The organism is Exiguobacterium sp. 9-2 (assembly GCF_036287235.1).
Classification (GTDB): Bacteria; Bacillota; Bacilli; order Exiguobacteriales; family Exiguobacteriaceae; genus Exiguobacterium_A.
Genome location: NZ_CP142850.1, coordinates 1,144,592 through 1,165,233 on the forward strand (window position 1 = coordinate 1,144,592; position 20,642 = coordinate 1,165,233).

General features: G+C 48.7%; 19 protein-coding genes. 15 read left to right on the top strand and 4 right to left on the bottom strand.

Annotated features, from left to right (window positions below; translation table 11 throughout):
* The first annotated feature begins 25 nt into the window (after nt 1-25).
* Entirely contained in the window at nt 26-1,114 is a 1,089-nt protein-coding gene (locus VJ374_RS05890) for an MBL fold metallo-hydrolase (protein WP_035408668.1), read from the top strand.
* 170 nt (nt 1,115-1,284) lie between these two features.
* On the opposite strand, the gene VJ374_RS05895 is transcribed toward VJ374_RS05890, so the two are convergent.
* Nucleotides 1,285-2,523: a purine/pyrimidine permease gene (locus tag VJ374_RS05895; protein ID WP_290772396.1), complete on the bottom strand. Its 1,239-nt coding sequence runs from the start codon at nt 2,521-2,523 to the stop codon at nt 1,285-1,287.
* 107 nt (nt 2,524-2,630) lie between these two features.
* Here VJ374_RS05895 and VJ374_RS05900 point away from each other — a divergent pair, with 107 nt between their 5' ends.
* The 3 genes from VJ374_RS05900 to VJ374_RS05910 are packed head-to-tail and all read left to right on the top strand — an operon-like array spanning nt 2,631 to nt 5,300.
* A complete protein-coding gene (locus tag VJ374_RS05900; RefSeq protein ID WP_035408665.1) occupies nt 2,631-3,452 on the top strand; it encodes a LysR family transcriptional regulator in 822 nt (273 codons plus the stop codon).
* Nucleotides 3,453-3,479: 27 nt separating this feature from the next.
* Nucleotides 3,480-4,664, top strand: a complete 1,185-nt coding sequence (locus tag VJ374_RS05905; RefSeq protein ID WP_035408663.1) for an RtcB family protein — start codon at nt 3,480-3,482, stop codon at nt 4,662-4,664.
* Nucleotides 4,665-4,697: 33 nt separating this feature from the next.
* On the top strand, nt 4,698-5,300 hold the full coding sequence (locus VJ374_RS05910) for a hypothetical protein (RefSeq protein ID WP_035408660.1): 603 nt from the start codon (nt 4,698-4,700) through the stop codon (nt 5,298-5,300).
* A 33-nt stretch (nt 5,301-5,333) separates the two neighbouring features.
* On the opposite strand, the gene VJ374_RS05915 is transcribed toward VJ374_RS05910, so the two are convergent.
* The gene (locus tag VJ374_RS05915) at nt 5,334-5,828 is read right to left on the bottom strand and encodes a hypothetical protein (RefSeq protein ID WP_290787624.1); all 495 of its coding nucleotides are present in this window, start codon (nt 5,826-5,828) and stop codon (nt 5,334-5,336) included.
* A gap of 257 nt (nt 5,829-6,085) precedes the next feature.
* Here VJ374_RS05915 and acnA point away from each other — a divergent pair, with 257 nt between their 5' ends.
* From acnA to VJ374_RS05965, 10 genes are all read left to right on the top strand, one after another.
* Nucleotides 6,086-8,812, top strand: a complete 2,727-nt coding sequence (acnA, locus tag VJ374_RS05920; RefSeq protein WP_035408655.1) for an aconitate hydratase AcnA — start codon at nt 6,086-6,088, stop codon at nt 8,810-8,812.
* 57 nt (nt 8,813-8,869) lie between these two features.
* A complete protein-coding gene (locus tag VJ374_RS05925) occupies nt 8,870-9,334 on the top strand; it encodes a DUF3939 domain-containing protein (RefSeq protein WP_035408653.1) in 465 nt (154 codons plus the stop codon).
* A 190-nt stretch (nt 9,335-9,524) separates the two neighbouring features.
* A complete protein-coding gene (locus tag VJ374_RS05930; protein ID WP_035408650.1) occupies nt 9,525-10,232 on the top strand; it encodes a hypothetical protein in 708 nt (235 codons plus the stop codon).
* 76 nt (nt 10,233-10,308) lie between these two features.
* Nucleotides 10,309-12,552 (top strand): AAA family ATPase, encoded by a 2,244-nt coding sequence (locus tag VJ374_RS05935; protein ID WP_035408647.1) that lies wholly within the window; start codon nt 10,309-10,311, stop codon nt 12,550-12,552.
* A gap of 12 nt (nt 12,553-12,564) precedes the next feature.
* Complete coding sequence (locus tag VJ374_RS05940; RefSeq protein ID WP_035408645.1) at nt 12,565-13,002, top strand: acyl-CoA thioesterase; 438 nt, start codon at nt 12,565-12,567, stop codon at nt 13,000-13,002.
* A 237-nt stretch (nt 13,003-13,239) separates the two neighbouring features.
* Complete coding sequence (locus tag VJ374_RS05945; protein WP_329470526.1) at nt 13,240-14,298, top strand: D-alanyl-D-alanine carboxypeptidase family protein; 1,059 nt, start codon at nt 13,240-13,242, stop codon at nt 14,296-14,298.
* 17 nt (nt 14,299-14,315) lie between these two features.
* Nucleotides 14,316-14,930, top strand: coding sequence for a glycerol-3-phosphate 1-O-acyltransferase PlsY (gene plsY, locus VJ374_RS05950; protein WP_035408639.1), 615 nt, complete (start codon nt 14,316-14,318; stop codon nt 14,928-14,930).
* 192 nt (nt 14,931-15,122) lie between these two features.
* Nucleotides 15,123-15,887: a DeoR/GlpR family DNA-binding transcription regulator gene (locus VJ374_RS05955; protein ID WP_056060593.1), complete on the top strand. Its 765-nt coding sequence runs from the start codon at nt 15,123-15,125 to the stop codon at nt 15,885-15,887.
* Nucleotides 15,888-15,912: 25 nt separating this feature from the next.
* Nucleotides 15,913-16,575, top strand: coding sequence for a copper homeostasis protein CutC (locus VJ374_RS05960; RefSeq protein ID WP_056060596.1), 663 nt, complete (start codon nt 15,913-15,915; stop codon nt 16,573-16,575).
* Between the two features lie 185 nt (nt 16,576-16,760).
* Entirely contained in the window at nt 16,761-17,390 is a 630-nt protein-coding gene (locus VJ374_RS05965; protein WP_329470530.1) for a DUF975 family protein, read from the top strand.
* Between the two features lie 52 nt (nt 17,391-17,442).
* On the opposite strand, the gene VJ374_RS05970 is transcribed toward VJ374_RS05965, so the two are convergent.
* Nucleotides 17,443-18,324 (bottom strand): NAD(P)-dependent oxidoreductase, encoded by an 882-nt coding sequence (locus VJ374_RS05970; RefSeq protein ID WP_329470531.1) that lies wholly within the window; start codon nt 18,322-18,324, stop codon nt 17,443-17,445.
* Nucleotides 18,321-20,066, bottom strand: coding sequence for an ABC transporter ATP-binding protein (locus VJ374_RS05975; protein WP_329470532.1), 1,746 nt, complete (start codon nt 20,064-20,066; stop codon nt 18,321-18,323). Before VJ374_RS05975 ends, VJ374_RS05970 begins: the two co-directional genes overlap by 4 nt.
* A gap of 124 nt (nt 20,067-20,190) precedes the next feature.
* Between VJ374_RS05975 and VJ374_RS05980 the strand changes: the two genes are divergently transcribed.
* Nucleotides 20,191-20,622 carry a YaiI/YqxD family protein gene (locus VJ374_RS05980; RefSeq protein WP_290749380.1) on the top strand — a complete coding sequence of 144 codons (432 nt, stop codon included), beginning with the start codon at nt 20,191-20,193 and terminating at the stop codon, nt 20,620-20,622.
* Nucleotides 20,623-20,642: the final 20 nt, after the last annotated feature.

The window sequence follows — 20,642 nt, forward strand, 5'->3', positions numbered from 1 at the left end:
GAGAGCATCGAAGAGGTGATAATACATGAAAAAAATAGTGACAGCTTTGGCAGGCATTGGTCTCGCGACTGCCTGGTTCATCAACCGATACCCGGTGTTCGGAAATCGACCAAGCCGTGCGGAACGACTGAGTTTTGAACGATCAGATCGTTTTGTTGACGGGAAATTCAAAAATGAGATGGACTTCCAGTTGAAAATGGAATGGGACTCGATGAAAAGCATCTTAAAGGACTACGGACGAAACATTCCAAATCTGCGTCCTGTCAAAGCGCTGCCGACGCTTCCATATCAGCGACGGCAAGACGATAGTGAGGCACCACGTGTGACATGGTTCGGACATTCGGCGTTTTTACTTGAACTCGATGGACAAACGATTTTTTTTGATCCGATGCTCGGTCGCGCACCGTCGCCATTCCCGAAACTGGGAGGGGGACGGTTTCAAACGACACAGAAAGTTGATCTTGAACGCCTTCCGTTGATTGATGTCGTCGTCTATTCACACGACCATTATGATCATCTGGACTATCCATCCGTCCTTGCCTTAAAAAATCGAGTCGGTCGCTTCATCGTGCCGCTCGGTGTCGGGAGTCGTCTCCGTGGATGGGGCGTCTCAGCGGACCGGATCACGGAACTCGACTGGCATGAGTCGACGCAAGTTGGTGGTGTTAAACTGACGGCAGCCCCATCTCGTCATTATTCAGGACGAAATGGTTTTGATCAATTTTCGACGCTATGGGCATCATGGGTCATCGAAGGCTCGCAAAAAGTTTTCTTTAGTGGCGATAGTGGGTATGGTCCGCATTTCAAAGCAATTGGTGAACAATATGGTCCGTTTGATCTGACGATGATGGAATGTGGGCAGTATGATGTCCGTTGGTCCAACTCGCATATGTTACCGGAACAAACAGTTCAAGCACATCGTGATGTCAAAGGTCGCGTCTTGATGCCGATTCACTGGTCTGCATTTATCCTCGCGTTTCATGCCTGGTTCGAACCGGTCGAACGGTTGCTCAAGGAAGCAAAACGCGATGAGATTCCTGTTCTGACACCAATGATTGGGGAGAGTGTGACACCCGAGAGCACAACACGGAAATGGTGGCGGGAAGTGCGTTGAATGATACAGCTTTTTGATTTTAATTAAATATGATGATAAAAAAAGTAGCCATTTCGATTTGACTCGAAATGGCTACTTTTTTAGATGAATAAACGGACGAGATGTTCATCATCGACTCCTACAGGAAAAGTAAGCGAGGGTGATGACATCGTCCGGACCTACAATACCATTTAGCTCGCCAATCGATCCGCTTGTTTTGCACGACGTGAACGAACCTTTTCGACAATTTCGAAACCGAGCACAAGCATCGTTCCGACGAGCAATCCATTACTGAGAAACGGACGAAGCGTCAAAGGCAGGACTTCAGCGATGACGGTTGATTGTAACAAGATACTGATGCCGATGACGGCACTGATCGCAAACGCATGGCGGCGACGGCTATTCTCCATGTTACTTTCAGCAGACTGCCAAGCAATCAGGAACATGTGTGGCAATGTCGCAAGCAACGCTGCACTCGCGACGCTCCGCGGCAATGTTGCGATGATCCCGATCAAGCTTGGGAAGAAACCAATCAGTGCGATGACGAGTGAGGCAATCAAGAACGGACGACGTTTCCGGCTATCTGTTTGTGCGATGAATCCACTCGTGATGGGTAATGGCACAGGAACGAGCGTCGAGAACGTAGCAGCGAGTAAATGAATGACACCTTCGATCGACAAGCCTTGGTGCAGACGTCCTTGTTTTTGAAGCGTTGCTTCGACGGCGCTTAAGGCAGCGATCAAATTGACGACGAGCAAGATCGCGAACGGAATCGCGACAAGGAATGCACTGCCGTCAAACTGTGGCCATCCGAACGGTAACGCTTGCGGTGGTGCAAACAAACTAGACGACGTAGGAAGTGACGGACGGCTGACGAGCCAACCGACGAGAATTCCGATCATCAAGGCGAACGGACGTAAGCGACTCGGTCCGAATTGGCTGAGTCCGAGCACAAGTAAGAACGTGATGATACCAGCGAGACGTGTTGCTTCGACGGCGAGGACGGCACCAAGCATGACGCCTGTTAATTGAATACATAATAAAAGCAAAAACGTTCCGCTGACGAGCGGTGTGAAGACGGGTAATAAGTATTTCGTCCATCCTGTCAAACCGAGAATGATAAGGACGATACCGGCAATTACAACGGCTGCCATCGCAATCGTAAAGGCTGTTTTTGAATCGACCGGTAGTGCGGCGATGACGACGAAGATACTGACCCATGATCCGGCAGGTCCCGATACGATTGGAAGCCGGTGGCCGAAAGCGCCGTGTAGGAAACAGGCAATCCCGCCTACAAAGAACGACCGTTGGACAAGGGCAGCTGTTTCGACTGAGGAGAGGTCGAACAGACTAGCGACGACGATCGGTAAGGCAATCGTGTTCGCAAGTAAGAAGACGATCCACTGGAAAGTAGAAGTCGTTTGTTTCATGAAAAAGCTCCTTTCTTAAACTGAAGATATTCCTGCATCATAGCATATGATTGATGTTATGATTCATATATCTTTATACATGAAAACATATGAAAGAGATGATGAGTATGGATTTACGTCAGTACCGCTATTTTTGTGCGGTCGTCGAGGAACAATCTGTCACACGAGCAGCGGAGCGCTTAAGAATGGCACAACCTGCCTTGACGCAACAAATCCGACGAATGGAAGAAGAGTTAAGCGTTCGTCTAATCGAGCGGGCAGGGCGCGGAATCCGGATCACACCAAGCGGCAACCGCTTATATGAAAGGGCGGTTTCCTTGCTACAGTTTGAGCAGGAGACACGAATGGAATTAAGCGACATTGAAGCCGGACGAACAGGAATTTTGCGGATTGGTGTCAACACGTTATCAGCCAGTCGGCTTGTTGACTGGATCGAACAGATGAAACGACGACATCCTGGTATTATCTTACAAGTCCACCAAGGAGAATCGAGTGCGCTCATCGAACGGTTAAAAGAGCGGTCGCTTGATGCAGCGTTGGTCCGTCTGCCGATTGATGCGCAAGGCGTCTCGATTGAATGGATGGAGGAAGAACCGTTTCATCAAGTCTGGCACCCTGATCATCCGACAGCGGATCTCATCATTCCAAGTCAGGAAGGACTTGGTGTTTTTCAGACATTAAGTCAACGGCTTGGTGTCGTATCGCAAGAGACGTGTTCTGACGTCTTGACGCTAATCGGACTCGTTCGGAAGGGGAAGGCTGTGACCGTATTGCCGGAGAGTACGTTGCGGGAACTGGACACGGCAGGACTGCATCAGACATACCTGTCAGGTGCCGCGAGTACGACAGCCTTTGTCTGGTTGACGGAGACGGGACCGACGACACTGACGAAACAATTCATTGAAATCATGCAAGAAACAGCAAAATAATTAAATGGATAAGAAAGGAATAATCGAATGAAAACGATTCAAGGCACATATGGGGAAGCAAAGATTTTCACGGACAACGTCGACGAACTGACGATTAAGCAAGTAACAGCCATGTTGGAGGAACAATTTGCGACAGATAGTCGCGTTCGGATCATGCCGGATTGTCACGCTGGAAAAGGGTCCGTCATCGGAACGACGATGCATGTGACGGACGAGGTCGTACCGAATCTCGTCGGTGTCGATATCGGTTGCGGCATGTTATGTACACGACTTGCTGGACAGGGACCAATCGACTTTGCAGAGCTTGACGCAACGATCCAGCATCTCATTCCAAGTGGCATGTCGGTGCGTCAGCAAGCCCATCCATTGTCAGAACAGGTACCGTTTGATCAAGTACTTGCACCGTTCAACGAGACACGGGCACGGTTGTCGATCGGGACGCTCGGTGGAGGGAATCATTTCATCGAACTGAACCAGGATGCAGCAGGACAGCGCTATCTCGTGATTCATTCCGGCAGTCGCAACCTTGGGAAGACGATCGCTGAACATTATCAGGCAGAAGCCGAGACGGCACGCTTCCAATTTGATGCGGGTCAAATCATTGAGGAATTAAAGCAGCAGGGGCGCGAATCGGATATTCAGGCGACCTTGCAGCAATTGAAGGAAAAACGATCTACGTTTAACAAAGATTTAGCATCTGTTTCCGGAGAAACGATGGAGCGTTACCTCCATGATCTTAAGATAGCCCAACGATACGCAGCATTAAACCGTCAAGCGATGACCGAAGTCATTTTCGAGGCGATGGGATGGACGGTAGTGGATCAGTTCGATACGATCCACAACTACATTGATCTTGATGCGATGATTTTAAGAAAAGGTGCCATCTCTGCGAAAGCCGGCGAGCGGGCAATCATTCCGATGAACATGCGCGATGGCTCCTTGATCGTCGTCGGAAAAGGAAACCCTGATTGGAATTATTCCGCGCCACACGGAGCAGGACGCATCATGTCACGATCTAAAGCGTTCAAAACAGTTGAACTCGATGCATTCGAAAAGACGATGACCGATGTCTGGTCAAGTTCTGTCGTCGCGTCGACGCGTGACGAGTCGCCTTTCGTCTATAAACCGATGGACGAAATCATTCGCAATACGAAAGAAACGGTCGATGTCGTCGAGATCATTAAACCGCTATACAACTTTAAGGCAAAGTGATATCAGGGTGTTTTCAAAAGGGGAGGATAGTGTATGCGCTATAAGAGAAACATGGCGATCCTATTTTCGAGTGTATTTTTAAGTGTAGGATGTACGGATGAGGCGGTCACGACGGAACAGAAAAAAGTAGAAGTCAAAACTACTACTCATACGAATCAGAAGACAAAACATCCTATCTTACATCCTGTTCAGTATGAAAAGCTGTTCAAGTACATGGATGAACACCTGAAGATGGATCAATTTCAGTTGCAGGCAAGTACGATAGGTTCAGATTTCACGGCTGTAGATCGATCATTGAGTTTTGGGAAGAGACGTTGGTTAACCGTTGACGGAACGATAGACACACCGTCGACACAAGAGACACTTTATTTTGAAAATCAAAAACAAGATACGCGGTTAGCGATCCATTTTACTTATACAGATCGATACATAGGCAATGACGTGATGCAGTATCAATCAAGTGATGGCTACAAAGGGCTTAATCAAAAGCTATCGAATCAGTCTGATCTTATCATCATCAGCTACAAAAATATCCTCATATCCGTGCAACAAAATGCTTTATATAAAGTCGATCCTGACACGACGCAGGAGGCAGCAAAACAGGTGATTCACGAATTAAAAAACGCTCCCGTTTAAAACGAGAACGTAAAGATGACAACTTTGATTTGATTAGACGGCACCATCCGGCAATGTCTCACCTGTCCGGCGAATCGTCGCTCCGAGTTCAGCGGCAATCGCATTGACGGCTTCTGAATCTTCGTTGACTTCACTGATCAAGATGACACCGTAATGATTGGGATTGATCTGATTCAGTGTCCGGTTAAACAAATCAAACGAATCTCGTTCGTTTTTCTCATCCCGATTCGCACCAATCAAGTAGCCAGCGACGGAACCGACGAGCATCCCGAACGGACCACCGATGACGCCGATTGCCATGCCGATCAATGAACCCTTGAACGATTGATCCTGTTGCGTGAAGTCGATCGCATCGATGAAAGAGAACCCCTCTGCTTCGTCGCGTTTTGCGAGAACCATCTGCTCCATGTCGATTTCCTTGATCGCTTCGAGGTCTTTGATCATCGCGAAGCCTGTTTGCGCTTTTTCTAAATCATTGAAAATAATGGTCGTAATGACGTGCGTTGCATCGCTTTTATATTTCGCCATAATAAACGCCTCCACAAGAATCGGATATCATACTACACTTTTTAAGTACCCTGAACATTCTAAATGGAAACGCATGACTGGAAATATGGCAAGAACAGGACAACAGAATAATTTTCTAATATCGGCAATAAGTAAAACTTATCGAAAGTCTTTTGTTCTTTCAAATTGTAACGGAATCCATATTATACTATGATAGAACTGTACAAGTAAGCGGTATCAGGGGCTTGATGTCGTGAACACTTAAAGGGGGAATCACCATGAAGCAAACAGATGTGTCGCAAGATGTCTTTGGCGCACGCCGTTCGTTTGAAGCAAACGGTAAGAATTATCAGTACTACAGTCTTGAAAAATTGGAAGAACTCGGATTGACGGAAGTCAAACGCCTTCCATATTCGATTCGTGTCCTACTCGAGTCAGTACTTCGTCAACAAGATGGTCGTTCGATCACACGTGAACACGTCGAGAACTTGGCGAAATGGGGAACAGCTCAAGTTTCGAATGATGTCGACGTTCCGTTCAAACCGTCACGCGTCATCCTTCAAGACTTCACAGGTGTTCCAACGGTCGTTGACCTCGCATCACTTCGTAAAGCGATGCAAGATCTCGGTGGAGACCCATCGGTCATCAACCCAGAAGTACCAGTAGACCTCGTCGTTGACCACTCGGTTCAAGTCGATGCCTACGGTTTTGCTGGTGCACTTGCAGAAAACATGGATCTCGAATTCGAGCGTAACGAAGAGCGTTACAAATTGCTTCGCTGGGCAACGTCAGCATTTGACAACTACCGTGCCGTACCACCAGCAACAGGAATCGTTCACCAAGTCAACCTCGAGTACTTGGCATCTGTCGTCCTTGAAAAGGAAACAGCAGACGGTACAGTTGATGTCTATCCGGACACACTCGTCGGAACAGACTCACACACGACGATGATCAACGGTCTCGGCGTCCTCGGTTGGGGAGTCGGTGGGATTGAAGCGGAAGCGGGCATGCTCGGACAGCCGTCATTCTTCCCAGTACCTGAAGTCATCGGTGTTCGTATTACAGGTGAGATGCACCCAGGAACGACAGCAACAGACGTTGCCCTTCGTGTAACGGAAATGCTCCGTCAAGAGAACGTCGTTGGTAAATTCGTCGAGTTCTTCGGTCCATCACTCCACTTAATGTCACTTTCTGACCGGGCAACAATCGCAAACATGGCGCCAGAATACGGTGCAACATGTGGATTCTTCCCAGTTGATACAGAGACATTGACGTACCTTCGTTTGACAGGTCGCGATGAAGCATTGATCGAAAAAGTCGAAAACTATTCGAAAGCAAACGGTTTGTTCTACACGCCACAAAACGAAGATCCAACGTTCACGAAAACGGTCGAACTCGATCTTTCAACGATTGTTCCTGCGCTTGCTGGACCAAAACGTCCACAAGACCGGATTGATTTGACGGATGTCCATACATCATTCAAAAAAGCGTTGACGGCTCCACAAGGAAACGCTGGATTTGGTCTTGCAGAAGAAGAAGCAAACAAAGTCGCAGTCGTTCAGTTCGAAGACGAAGCGGTTGAGATGCGTACTGGTGATGTGGCGATTGCTGCAATCACGAGCTGTACGAACACATCAAACCCATACGTCATGATTGGTGCGGGACTCGTCGCGAAAAAAGCGATCGAACTCGGTCTTTCAGTTCCGAAATACGTCAAAACATCGCTTGCGCCAGGATCGAAGGTCGTTACGGATTACCTCGAGAAATCAGGACTCCAAACGTATCTCGACGAACTCGGCTTCAACACAGTCGGTTACGGCTGTACGACATGTATCGGTAACTCGGGTCCACTTGACCGCGCTGTTGAAGATGCGATCCTCGGTTCAGACTTGCTCGTTTCGTCTGTCCTCTCAGGAAACCGTAACTTCGAAGGTCGTGTCCACCCGCTCGTCAAAGCGAACTACTTGGCTTCACCGCCACTCGTCGTCGCATATGCACTTGCAGGAACAGTCGACGTCGATATCATGAACGCGTCACTCGGGACAGGCAAAGACGGACAAGAAGTCTTCTTCGCTGACATCTGGCCTTCACGTGATGAGATCCAAACGATCATCAACACGGTCGTCACACCAGAAAGCTTCCGTGCAGAATACGATTCAGTCTTCACAGGAAACGAACGCTGGAACAACCTTGACGTGCCAACAGGCGATCAGTATGACTTCGACGGTGAGTCGACATATATTCAAAACCCACCATTCTTCGAGAACTTGGCGAAGGAAGCGGGTCAAGTCGAAGCACTCAACGGACTCCGTGTCTTCGGTAAGTTCGCTGATTCAGTCACGACGGACCACATCTCACCAGCTGGTTCATTCTCGAAAACGACACCAGCCGGTCAATACCTCGTCAACAAAGGGGTTGCACCAAAAGACTTCAACTCATACGGTTCACGTCGTGGTAACCACGAAATCATGATGCGCGGAACGTTCGCGAACATCCGCATCCGTAACCAAGTAGCACCAGGTACAGAAGGTGGCTTCACGACGTACTGGCCAACAGGCGAAACGATGGCGATGTACGATGCTGCGATGAAGTACAAAGAAGATGGTACAGGTCTCGTCATCCTCGCTGGTAAAGACTACGGTATGGGTTCTTCACGTGACTGGGCAGCAAAAGGAACGAACTTGCTCGGCGTTAAAGCCGTCATCGCGGAGAGCTTCGAGCGGATTCACCGTTCAAACCTCGTCATGATGGGTGTTCTGCCACTTCAATACGTGGCAGGCACAACAGCTGAAACACTTGGTTTAACAGGTGAAGAAGCGATCAGTATCGCAATCGATGAGTCTGTTCGTCCACGTGACATCGTTAAAGTCACGGCAACAGCGGCAGATGGAAAAGTCACTGAATTCGAAGCGATTGCTCGTTTCGACTCAGAAGTCGACATCGATTACTATCGTCACGGCGGGATCTTACCAATGGTCCTTCGTGAGCGTCTCCAACAAGCATAAGTTGTCTAATCAAAGGTGGGGGAAACCCCACCTTTTTTTGACGAGAGGAGGAATTCGATGAATCGATTCAAGAAGTGGTTTCAACCGAAGGAAGACCGACCGTTGCCGATGCGTGACGTGACGCTTGATGAAGTCAAACAAGCGACGCATGCGTTTGAATCTGAACTACCGAAAGGGACGAATCGGACAGTGCTTCTAGATAATGAGCAGCGGATCGACCTGAAACAGCTGGAGCCGTATTTGAAAGCACGCTCGACACAAGTGTTTTACATGTCGCGTGAGACATTCACCATCATGGAAGCAAAAGACCGGGAACTTGTCTATGAGATGGATCATGTCCAGGTTGCTGTCGATCGCTATTTTGACCGGGTGAAAAAACTTCCTTTGAAACCGTATAGCAAAACGTTTCAAGTCGACTGTGCGATGTTGTTTCAGGATGGTTATTTACGTGAAATGCCACATCATAGTTATTACTTGGTTGATGAGTCGATGATCGTCTCGCTGACGCCGAAGGAAGCGTAAACGTAATCAAGGGTGGGCCGAATTCATTCGGTTCGCCTTTTTCTGTCGTCCTGAACATTTTCTGATTTGTTCAAAAGTCTGACGAATTTACTCAGAAATCGTGAAATCTTGGACAAACCCTTTGTATTTCCCCTTTAAAACCGATACGATGATAGGGAATAGAGACTTGAGCTAGGAAGGTGTACATGGCATGACGAAACGAACGAGCACGTGGATTGCAGTAGCAATCGTGGCAATGGCGATCCTCCTTGCCTACAATTTTTATCTCTTGAACAAGACGCAGACCGCAAGCGATGAAAAAGCCGCAACGGTCAAACCGTTTTATACGATGACACGCATTCAATATGTCGAGAAGAAACTCGCAACGAAAAAAGATGAGCTCGAAGCCCGGACATATGAAGTCGTGTTTGACGACAAAGGGCATTTTCGGACAGAAGTCGTAGACGGACCGTCAAAAGGATCGCTTGCGATCTGGAACGGCACAATGTTCCGTGAGTATGATGCGACAGGGAAGTTAGTCAATGAGACGAAAGCAGGCAAAAGCGTCAGTGCGCCGCGTCCATTCCTCTCTCGTGGATTCAATGAACAGATTCTCGCCTTCATTAAAAAAGGGGACTTTGGACAAGTCGAGGGAGAAGCAGACATTGCAGGGATGGCTGCGGACGTTTACGTGAAAAAAGAACCATCGAGCACGGTTCCTGAAGAATGGATCAAACAGTATCCATCGATTTTCGATAAAGAAAACAACCAGGAACAAGCGACGTATTATATCGCATCTGACCGTTCGAAAGTCCTCGGTGCCGAATCACGCAATAATGGTAAATTGTTCTACTCTGTCAAGATGAAGAGTTTTGAGACAATTGATACGTTCGATAAGGAATGGCTAAAAGCAAAATAAACAAGAAACGACCGGCGATGACGCTACGAAACGGTAGCGGACAAAGTCGGTTTTTTCGAGACGCAGGAGGTTCAACATGGAAGCATTCTCGAAAGAGGAGATGTTCAATCAAATCAAGGCGTGGGAAGAGGGCGCGAAAGTTGAGGAGGTGCTTGCGCTACGTTATGCCCAAAGTAGTCGGCTACTTGGAGAAACGGAAGCACTCGTCCGTATCTTAGCGTTACTTGTCGAGCATCGCTATATCATGACAGGACGACTGGACGCCTTAGCTGAGAGCTGGATGCAAGAAATCCGTCAGCATGGTCGCTTGCCAGCACGTCTTGAGCAGTTATTAACGGAGCAACAACTACAAAGTACGTATCAGCGTCTCGTCGCGCATACGTTCCCGACGATTCGTGAGACGGACAATGCAAACGCGAAACGATCTGCGACAAAGGAACTGATTCTCCAAGCGAGCCAAATCGTCGAGGAGACGGATCAAATCGTCGAACTGACAGAACGACTTCGTCGGCTAGATGCCGAACGCTGGACGGAACTGTTTGATGCTGGAACGGCATTGCTACGTTCGAGTGCAACGCTCGAGCAGACGGCGCAGACATTCGTCGATAGCTTACAAGAACGCTTCTATTCCCGAGAAGCGTTCCGTGAGATGACGGAATTGAAGGCGACGACGATTCAGGATCTTAAGCGTGTCGTTGCCTTACTTCCCGTCGAAAGCAAACAAGTTGAACGATCAGCACTCGAGGAACTCGACGCAATGATTGGTCTCGAAGACATTAAACAACGGGTCCACCACATGTATCGTTTTTTGAAGTACCAACAAAAACGGTCGGAAGACGGCTATCGTTCAAGTGATCAACCATCGCTACACATGATCTTCATGGGGAACCCGGGGACCGGGAAAACGACGCTTGCCCGTTTGATGGCGAAGATCTATCATGAACTTGGACTACTCGAACGACCAGAAGTCGTCGAGACGGATCGTTCGTCGCTCGTCGGTGCCTTCGTCGGACAAACGGAAGAACAAGTCATGAGCAAAGTCCGGGAAGCTGTCGGAGGTGTACTCTTCATCGATGAAGCCTACGCCTTAAAGCGTGCCGGACAAAGTGGAAACGACTATGGGCAGGCAGCGATCGATACGCTCGTCGCTGCGATGACGAGTGGGGAATATGCGGGACGGTTTGCAGTCGTCCTCGCTGGTTATCCGGAAGAGATGCGTGATTTCCTGAAGGCAAATCCCGGACTACGAAGCCGTTTCCCGGAATCGAATCATTATCTGCTTGCAGACTATACGGATCAAGAGCTGCTCGCGATCGGACGCTCGATTGCGACGGCAAATGATTACGTCTTGACGGAACAAGCAGAGCGGGCGTTGCTCGGTCGGCTCGAGCGGGAGCGCGTCGACGCGAGTTTCGGAAACGGACGGGCGGTTCGCAATATCGTGCTTGATGCGATCTTCAAGAAGGGAGCAAGCCTTGGAGAGAGTGCCAGTCACGAAGACTTTGCCTTACTCGAACAAGAAGATTTCGAGATGGTGCAAGAACCGGACGCGACGGTGGAAGAACGGATCGCTTCGCTCGTCGGATTGTCTGATCTAAAGGATGAATTGAAACAGATCGAAGCCTTATTATCAATGCAAAAACGCCGTCGTGAAGCCGGTTATAAGGTATTACCGGTCGAACTGCATGCGGTCTTTAGCGGCAATAGTGGAACCGGTAAGACGACTGTCGCTCAGCTTTATGCCGATGTCTTACGACAATGCGGCTATTTAAAACGCGGACACTTGAAAGTCGTCAGCCGAGCTGACCTCGTCTCCGGATATGTCGGACAGACCGCGCAAAAGACACGCGACGCGATTCGAGACGCGCTGGGTGGTGTCTTATTCATTGATGAAGCCTATGCGTTAAACGGTGGAGCAAATGACTTTGGGAAGGAAGCAATCGATACGCTTGTGGATGAGATGACGAAACATCAAGACAATCTCGTTGTTGTTCTTGCTGGTTACGAGCAACAAATGAACGCCTTGCTCGCGAGTAATCCGGGATTGAAGTCGCGCTTCAAGCGGTCGTTCCACTTCCCAAATTATTCGCCAGACGAGTTGATTCAAATCATTGAAGGATATGCGGCACGATTCGGATATGAGCTGACGGAGGACGCGCGACAGACGCTTACCGAGAAAATCGATGTCGTTCCGAACGGAAACGCACGGGCGGCGATCACGATTGTCGAACAGGCGATCGCGAAACAATCGATGCGATTAATTGACAAAGTTAGCTTATCCGGTTCAGAATGGTCCTATCTTGAAAAAGAGGATTTTTAAGGGGGAAGCTACATGCATACGATTGAAATACCTGTTCGGTACGCCGAGACGGACATGATGGGCATCGTCTATCATTCGAACTATCTCGTCTATCTGGAACTGGCACGGACAGAATTAATCCAGTCCTTGGGTCTTAATTACAAGGAGATGGAAGATGCGGGTTATGTCTCCCCGGTTACGAATGTCAATCTCGATTATAAGCGCTCGTTGACGTACGGTGATACGGCGGTCGTCACGGTCTGGATTGATCATTACGATGGCTTACGGACGATTTATGGTTATACCGTCAAGCATCCAGACGGAAAACTTGCGGTATCGGCAAAGACGACACATGTCGTCGTCAAGAAGGAAAACTTCCGACCGATTCGTTTGCCGAAGGTGTTCCCAAACTGGCACGACATCTACGAGAAGATGAGTGAGACGGACGCAGCACTCTTAACGGAAGCGTGAAGATGTACAACAATAGCGGGATCGATTTTATTGAATCGGTTCCGCTTTTTTTATTTGCACCCTGAACAGTAAAATTTAGCACTTGGTACTAACGACCGATGACAAAGTCAGAATCATTTGCGAAAATAAAGAAGCTGAAGTAAGGTAGGGTCTTAGTCCATCTGTTGGAAGTAGGCTCGACGGATGGAACAATTAGCGGTAACATAGAGAAGCATAAAAAGAAGAGGGGTCTTACTCATGAAAAAAATCGTAACCGTTAGTACGTTAGCGCTTCTCCTTGCAGGATGTAATCCTGGAGATCAACAAGCGGACGATACGACGAAAACTGAACAGAAATCAGATGAGACAACACAATCAAAAGACGAAACGAAAAAAGAAGACACAGCAAAAGACACGAACAAAGAAGAAACAAACAAAACAGACAAAACAGATGAAACAACGAAAGACGATACGTCAGAAGATGCAAAACAAGAAGACAAGTCATCTGAAGACAAATCATCCGATGAGACGACACAAGAGGACCAAGGATCTTCGGATGACGCAACGAAGGATGAAACAGAAAAGAAAGATGATACACCTGCAGCAGAGAACAAAACAGAAGACAAAAAGGACGAATCGACGGATAAACCGGATAGTTCGTCTCAGGATCCAGAGCAGGAAAAACCATCGAAACCAGAAGATGAGACGCCAGACGTCGATAAATCAGCAGATGCCAAAGCCGATCTTTCGCTTGGAATGCTCGTCGTTGTCAACAAGAAGTATAGCTTGCCAATCGACTACAAGCCGTCGGATCTCGTCGTTCCAAACGTCAGCTTCTCCTATTCGGGTGTACTTGAACAAAGCTACATGCGAGCACCAGCTGCGAAACAGATGGAAAAGATGTTCGCTGCTGCTAAAAAAGAAGGCGTGACATTGAACGCTGTCAGCGGATTCCGTTCCGGCGCACGTCAAAAAGTATTGTATAATAATTATGTCGCACGTGACGGCAAGGCAGCTGCTGATCAATATTCAGCACGCCCTGGTCACAGTGAACACCAGACCGGTCTCACTTTTGATATTTCGGCACCAAGCGTAGGTAATGGATTAACTGCCGCTCTTGGCGATACGAAAGAAGGAAAATGGATCGCGAATAACGCAGCGAAGTTCGGCTTCATCGTTCGTTACGACCGTGGTTTCCAGTCGCGGACGGGTTATACGTATGAGCCATGGCACATTCGTTATGTCGGAGTCGATGTCGCGACACAAATTAAAAATAACGGACAGACTCTTGAGGAATATATGAAAGTCGGTCACTAAGAGGTTGGAGGTTGACTATGATTGAAATCATAGGGATTTTGGTTCTTGGCTATCTGCTTGGTTCGATTCCGTTCGCATTACTTGTCGGGAAATGGGGACACGGAATCGATATTCGTCAACAAGGTAGCGGGAATCTCGGAACGACGAATACGTTCCGTGTCTTGGGGAAAAAGGCAGGAATCATCGTCTTGATCGGTGATCTTGGAAAAGGAGCCGTCGCGAGCCTTGTTCCGATCTTGATGGGCGCGGATGTGCATCCGCTGTTTGCTGGATTAGCGGCTGTCGTCGGTCATATCTATCCGATTTTCGCAAAGTTCAAGGGCGGAAAGGCAGTCGCGACGTCTGGTGGGATGTTGCTCGTGACGAGTCCGATTCTCTTCATCTTTCTGCTCGTATCCTTTTTGACGACACTTCGCCTGAGCCGGATGGTCTCGCTTAGTTCGATTGTCGCAGCAAGTGTCGGGATTGTCGTGTCGATCACGATCGGCGTCTTGACGAACGATTGGATCGTTCCGACCTTCTTTACGGTTCTTGCGTTGTTCGTCATCTTCAAGCACCGTGATAACATCCAACGGATTCGCCAAGGAACAGAGTCTAAGATTCCACTCTTTGCAAAGAAATCATCTGAATGAACGACTAATGACGCGTCTGCATCTCACTCATTGAGAGGCAGGCGCGTCTTTCGTTTGATGAAAGAGTCGGATAACGGACGAATTCAACGACATTTCATAGGAACTACACGTTTATTTACATCGGATTTACAAGACCTTTACAGACGTTCGCTACACTAGAACTAGAACTGGTCTGTAAAGGGGGAAGCGCACGTGTCGTTATTAGGAGAAGAGCGGAAATCACGCATCATGGAATGGCTGGAAGAGGAAGGGAAAGTCATGACGAAGGATTTGATCGAACGTCTCGATGTCTCGGGAGAAACGGTACGACGCTACTTAGAGGAGTTGGAACGCGAACGTCAATTGAAGCGTGTCTATGGCGGTGCTATCTATCAAGGAGGAAAACGGGAGACGCCGATCTCACGGCGAACGGATCAGCTGTCCCGCCGTTTAGCGCGCTATGCGAAAGGGTGGCTCAGTGACTATTCCTGTATCTTTCTCGGACGGGGAGAACCGGTCGAGCATTTGTTACCTTATTTAACGGGAAACGCGACGATTGTCACGAATTCACTGATCGTCGCCAGTCACTTGGAGCAGTGCCGTAAGACGGGACCGTTCACTGGGGAAATTCGATTGTTAGGCGGAACAGTCGATGCATACGGACAGACGGTCGGGGTCGAGGTATTGCAAGCGCTGGATGCCTATGCTTTTGATGCCTGTTTCCTATCGTTTGATGGTGCTGAGATTGAGCGAGGCTTCGTCAGTGATGATATCGAATCGTCACTTATCCAAAAAGCGGTCATTAGTTGCACAAAAGATGTCTACGCCTTCTTAGCCAATGACGAGTTCCAAGGAAACCGAAAATATAAAGTGGCAGAGTTCCGGCGCGCGAAAATCGTCCTCAGTCCAGCTTCCTATCCGCCATCATGGGAGATGAAACTGTTCAACGAACGCGTGAACTGGATGGTCGTCTCATGATACACTGATGCGGGAGGGATGTATCATGTTAGAAATCATCGCATCGACCGTAGAAGAAGCGGTCGCAGCAGAACAAGCCGGAGCGGACCGGATTGAGCTCGTTTCCGCATTATCCGAAGGGGGATTGACGCCGAGCTACGGACTGATCCGTCAAGTCGTCTCGACGGTCGAGATTCCGGTTCACGTCCTCGTGCGACCACATAGTAAGTCGTTCGTCTATTCGAAATCAGATGAGGAGACAATCATCACGGATATTGACTTGATCCGTGAACTCGGTGCAGCCGGGATCGTCGTCGGCTCATTGACAGCAGACGGTCGTGTCGACGAAGGTTTCCTCGGTCGCATCATCAAACATAAAGGGGAACTGTCATTGACGTTCCACCGAGCAATCGACAGTAGTCGTGATATTTTTGAAGCGGCAGAAGTACTCGCTGATTTTCCGGAAGTCGACCGGATCTTGACGTCAGGTGGTCAAGCGACGGCACTAGAAGGTAAAGAGACAATCGCACGTTTGATTGCAGACTATCCGGACTTGATCATCTTACCAGGATCCGGCATCACACTTGAAAATGCAGAGGCACTTCTTGAAGCAACGAAGGCGTCCGAACTGCATGTAGGATCGGCGGTCTTACAAGACGGTGCCATTCAAAAAGAACGCGTTGAGGCGTTGACACGACTCCTAGGATGATCATCGAGTGAATCAATCCATTTTTCTGATCTGTTGAGATGAGGGAAATGGATTTTTTCATGCGCTCGTGACGACTTTTCGACGATTCGCTTCAAGCAGATGAAAAGCAGAGTGGGAGAACTAGGTTTTTCAAAGGAACTGGGCTAAAATCAAAAGTGGAAATAGTGGATATAAAGGAGTACGACATGAACCCTAAACAATTGAAACAAGCTGCTCTTGGTACGTTAAAAGGACAATGGTTGGTCGGATTAAGCATCTCGATCATCTACTTCCTTATTTTTGCGCTCGCTGCAAGCCGGATGTCATTTGATCAAGATGACATTGATAGTATGGTTCGATTCATCGCACTGAACATGGTCGTCACGATCGTCCTGGCTCCAGTGACGGTTGGTCGAACAATTGCTTACTTACGTTTCACCCGCGAGGAGTCTGCCGGAATCGGAACACTGTTCGAAGGGTTCTCTTCGTTTCGACGTGCTTTCCGGACGATTGCCGCATATGCGATCGTAACGGTATTGGTCTATGTTGGATCATTTTTGATCTTACCGGCACTATACTTTTACCTAGCATATCGTCTCGTTCCGTATATTTTAGTCGATCGACCGGAATTATCGTTTTGGCAAGTACTTGGTGAAAGCCGCCGGATGATGAAAGGGCATAAGCGTGAACTGATCATGCTTTACTTGAGTTTCATCGGCTGGGGGATCCTCGCACTACTTAGTACAGTGGGTGTCATCTTCTTGACGCCATACTTCGATACGACGATGGCACACTTCTATGAACGCTTGAAACCAACACGTTCCGTTAAGGGATGAACGTAAAAAAGCCTGTACATTACGTCAGTAGACGTAGCGTACAGGCTTTTGCTTATTCTACGGAAGCGCGTGAACGCTCAGCGAGCAATAGATAAAGCGCTTGTGTACCGGAATCGGCGTGACCCAGCTCAGCAAGTTGTTCGTATAAGTCTTTCGTGAGTGCGAGACCAGGTGTCGCGATACCCATCTCAGCGCCGCGTTCGAGGGCAAGGCGCATATCCTTGATGAAGTGTTTGACGAAGAAACCAGGTGAGTAGTTTTCGGCGATGACGCGCGGAATCAAGTTCTCAAGACTCCAGCTACCGGCAGAACCAGATTTGATCGTCTCGATGAACTGTGTCGGATCGATTCCGGATCGTGTGACGAACAACAACATCTCCGCTGTTCCAATCATCGATCCGGCGATTGCGATTTGGTTCGCGAGCTTCGCCGATTGTCCTTTACCAGGACCACCGAAGAGTGAAATCGATTTCCCCATCGCCTCGAATAATGGCTTCGCTTGTGCGAAAGCCGCTTCTTCACCACCGACGAGAATCGCGAGTGTTCCGTTCTTCGCACCGAGATCACCGCCCGTGACAGGTGCGTCAAGTGCCTGAAGACCGCGTGCTGTCGCTTCCTGCGCGATTCGTTCAGCAAGAGCCGGACTAGACGTCGTCATATCAATCAGAATCGTTCCTGGTGTCGCATGATCGAGTATGCCGTCTTCGAAGTAGATCTGCTCGACGTCTTGCGGATAACCGACGATCGAGATGACGACGTCGACATCCGTGACGACATCTTGAATCGTATCGACGATTTCGACACCATCTGCTTCAAGGACGAGTCCTTTCTCTTTCGTGCGATTGTATCCTTTGACTGTAAAACCTGCCTTACGCAGATTGCGGACCATGCCTTGTCCCATGACACCTAATCCGATGAAACCGACTGTATTCATACGTGATTCCCCCTTGCACGTTCCGTGCCGATGAATTGTTGCGTTACGAGCTTATTATACAATGGATTGTCGACGACAAGTCGATCATGTGTCCCGATACCTGAAATCTGACCATCTTCAAGAACGATGATTTGATCGGCATGACGGACCGTCGCGAGACGATGGGCGATGATAAACGTTGTCCGTCCGACCATTAATCGCTCGAGTGCTTCTTGAACGACACGTTCCGACTCGGAGTCGAGACTGGATGTCGCTTCGTCAAGCAACAGAATTTCCGGATCACGGAGGAGTGCACGTGCAATCGCAATTCGTTGGCGTTGACCACCAGACAGTTTGACGCCCCGTTCTCCAATCTCAGTCGCATAACCTTCCGGGAATCGTTCGATGAACGTATCGGCATTCGCCATCCGTGCAGCCGCACGGATTTTGTCTTCACTGATGTCATCTGTCAGACCGTAGACGAGATTGTCACGAATCGTTCCTGATAAGACGGGGGAATCCTGCGCGACATATCCGATTGCCTGTCGCCAAGACGATAACGTCAAATCAGAAATGGGTTGATCTCCGAGACGGATTTGTCCTGACGTCGGTTGATAAAATCGCTCAAGTAACGCAAATAATGTCGTTTTACCGGAGCCACTCGGACCGACGATTGCTGTCGTCTTGCCGCGTGGTAACGTAAAGCTGACATTCTGTAAGATCGACGTCTCATTGTATCCAAATGACAGGTGTTCGACCGTCACGTCCGTAAACGGACGAGATGCTACAAGCGTTCCAGGTACTTCCGGTGATTCATCGAGAAGCTCAATGATTCGCTCTGTCGCACCGCGTGCTTTCTGTAACTTCGTGATGAATTCAGTCATCGTCACGAGCGGTGTCATGATTTGGAACAAATAGAGCGAAAAGGCGACGAGTTCACCCGCCGTGATCTGGTTCGTCGCAACGCGGTAGGCACCAAAACCGATGATCAAGATCAGCATCGTCGTTAGAGTGACGTTAAAGATCGGCAACAAGAGGGCTTGAATTCGTCCTTCCTTCACACCATATCCGTATAAGTTCTCAATCCGCGTTTTTCCTCGTCCCAGCTCATAGTCTTCTGTTGCTTGTGATTTGACGAGTCGGACCTCACCGAGCATCTCGGCAAAAAAACCGGATAATCCTGCAAGTTCCTTCTGAGTCTCACGAGAAATCTTGTGTAATTTGCGGACGAGCGGAATGATGATCAACAAGGTCACGGGGACAGCGATGACCATGACGAGCGTCATTTGCCAATCGAGGAAGAATAGGATCGTGATTGCTCCGATGATTGAGACGAGTGACGTCAGCAAACGGACGAGTTGTTCCGATAGCAATTGCTGAAGTGTCGTTGCATCACTATTGAGTCGTGAGACGAGCTCACCGGATTTTGTCTCATCATAGAACGGAATCGATAGCGTCAATAGATGCTTCCATAGAAGCGTTCGTAAATTGGCGACGATCCGTTGACCAACGATCTGTAACCAATAGATCGATAAAGCGTTCGCGACGACTTGGACGAGGAAAACGATCACAAATAGACTGATCAATTGTGGTGTCAGTCGATCGACAGTAAAACCATCAATCAACGTCTTTAAGAACCAAGGAATGGCGAGCGCAGCCAGCGCTTGGATGACGGAGACGGAAACGGCGGCAGATAATAAACCGACCGGTGGTTTCGTTTTTTTCAATAACAGGTAAAAAGATTGGAACGTCGCAGCGTTCATTTCAACACATCCTCTCTTTTCTATTGTCCGGAAGAACGAAGAGACGGTCAAATGGGAAGCGCGACTTGACAAAAAATCTTTCGATTTGTGACACTGATAGTGGAAACAATAAGGGAGGATTCAAATGTCTATTTTCGTAGATGCGGACGGATGTCCCGTTGTCGATCTTGTCATTCGACACCGACAGGGACGTGACGTCTTTTTAGTTTGTGATACGGCACACCAGATGATCCGAGAAGGAGCGACGACGATTACCGTCGGACAAGGACCAGATGCCGTCGACTATGCGATCGTCAATCGGATGAAACGTGGCGATCTCGTTGTGACCCAGGATTTTGGTCTGGCAGCACTCGTCTTAGCGCGAGGGGGACTCGCAATTGATCAAAATGGTCGCCAGTTCACGAACGATAATATCGATTTATTGCTCCACACTCGCCATGTCGGACAACAAATCCGACGAGCAGGCGGGCGTACGAAGGGACCGAAAAAACGGACGCGTGATGCGGACCGTTCCTTTGAAGAATCATTTCGTACATTAGTGCAAACCAGCATGTAAGGAAGACAGTGCTGGAACTG

What these genes read in the sequence shown, in the direction of transcription:
- VJ374_RS05965 (WP_329470530.1), top strand. Translation starts at nt 16,761, where the DNA reads ATGAACCCTAAACAATTGAAACAAGCTGCTCTTGGTACGTTAAAAGGA.
- VJ374_RS05945 (WP_329470526.1), top strand. Translation starts at nt 13,240, where the DNA reads ATGAAAAAAATCGTAACCGTTAGTACGTTAGCGCTTCTCCTTGCAGGA.
- VJ374_RS05925 (WP_035408653.1), top strand. Translation starts at nt 8,870, where the DNA reads ATGAATCGATTCAAGAAGTGGTTTCAACCGAAGGAAGACCGACCGTTG.
- VJ374_RS05980 (WP_290749380.1), top strand. Translation starts at nt 20,191, where the DNA reads ATGTCTATTTTCGTAGATGCGGACGGATGTCCCGTTGTCGATCTTGTC.
- VJ374_RS05930 (WP_035408650.1), top strand. Translation starts at nt 9,525, where the DNA reads ATGACGAAACGAACGAGCACGTGGATTGCAGTAGCAATCGTGGCAATG.
- acnA (WP_035408655.1), top strand. Translation starts at nt 6,086, where the DNA reads ATGAAGCAAACAGATGTGTCGCAAGATGTCTTTGGCGCACGCCGTTCG.
- VJ374_RS05960 (WP_056060596.1), top strand. Translation starts at nt 15,913, where the DNA reads ATGTTAGAAATCATCGCATCGACCGTAGAAGAAGCGGTCGCAGCAGAA.
- VJ374_RS05975 (WP_329470532.1), bottom strand. Translation starts at nt 20,066, where the DNA reads ATGAACGCTGCGACGTTCCAATCTTTTTACCTGTTATTGAAAAAAACG.
- VJ374_RS05895 (WP_290772396.1), bottom strand. Translation starts at nt 2,523, where the DNA reads ATGAAACAAACGACTTCTACTTTCCAGTGGATCGTCTTCTTACTTGCG.
- VJ374_RS05940 (WP_035408645.1), top strand. Translation starts at nt 12,565, where the DNA reads ATGCATACGATTGAAATACCTGTTCGGTACGCCGAGACGGACATGATG.
- VJ374_RS05970 (WP_329470531.1), bottom strand. Translation starts at nt 18,324, where the DNA reads ATGAATACAGTCGGTTTCATCGGATTAGGTGTCATGGGACAAGGCATG.
- VJ374_RS05935 (WP_035408647.1), top strand. Translation starts at nt 10,309, where the DNA reads ATGGAAGCATTCTCGAAAGAGGAGATGTTCAATCAAATCAAGGCGTGG.
- plsY (WP_035408639.1), top strand. Translation starts at nt 14,316, where the DNA reads ATGATTGAAATCATAGGGATTTTGGTTCTTGGCTATCTGCTTGGTTCG.
- VJ374_RS05915 (WP_290787624.1), bottom strand. Translation starts at nt 5,828, where the DNA reads ATGGCGAAATATAAAAGCGATGCAACGCACGTCATTACGACCATTATT.
- VJ374_RS05890 (WP_035408668.1), top strand. Translation starts at nt 26, where the DNA reads ATGAAAAAAATAGTGACAGCTTTGGCAGGCATTGGTCTCGCGACTGCC.
- VJ374_RS05905 (WP_035408663.1), top strand. Translation starts at nt 3,480, where the DNA reads ATGAAAACGATTCAAGGCACATATGGGGAAGCAAAGATTTTCACGGAC.
- VJ374_RS05910 (WP_035408660.1), top strand. Translation starts at nt 4,698, where the DNA reads ATGCGCTATAAGAGAAACATGGCGATCCTATTTTCGAGTGTATTTTTA.
- VJ374_RS05900 (WP_035408665.1), top strand. Translation starts at nt 2,631, where the DNA reads ATGGATTTACGTCAGTACCGCTATTTTTGTGCGGTCGTCGAGGAACAA.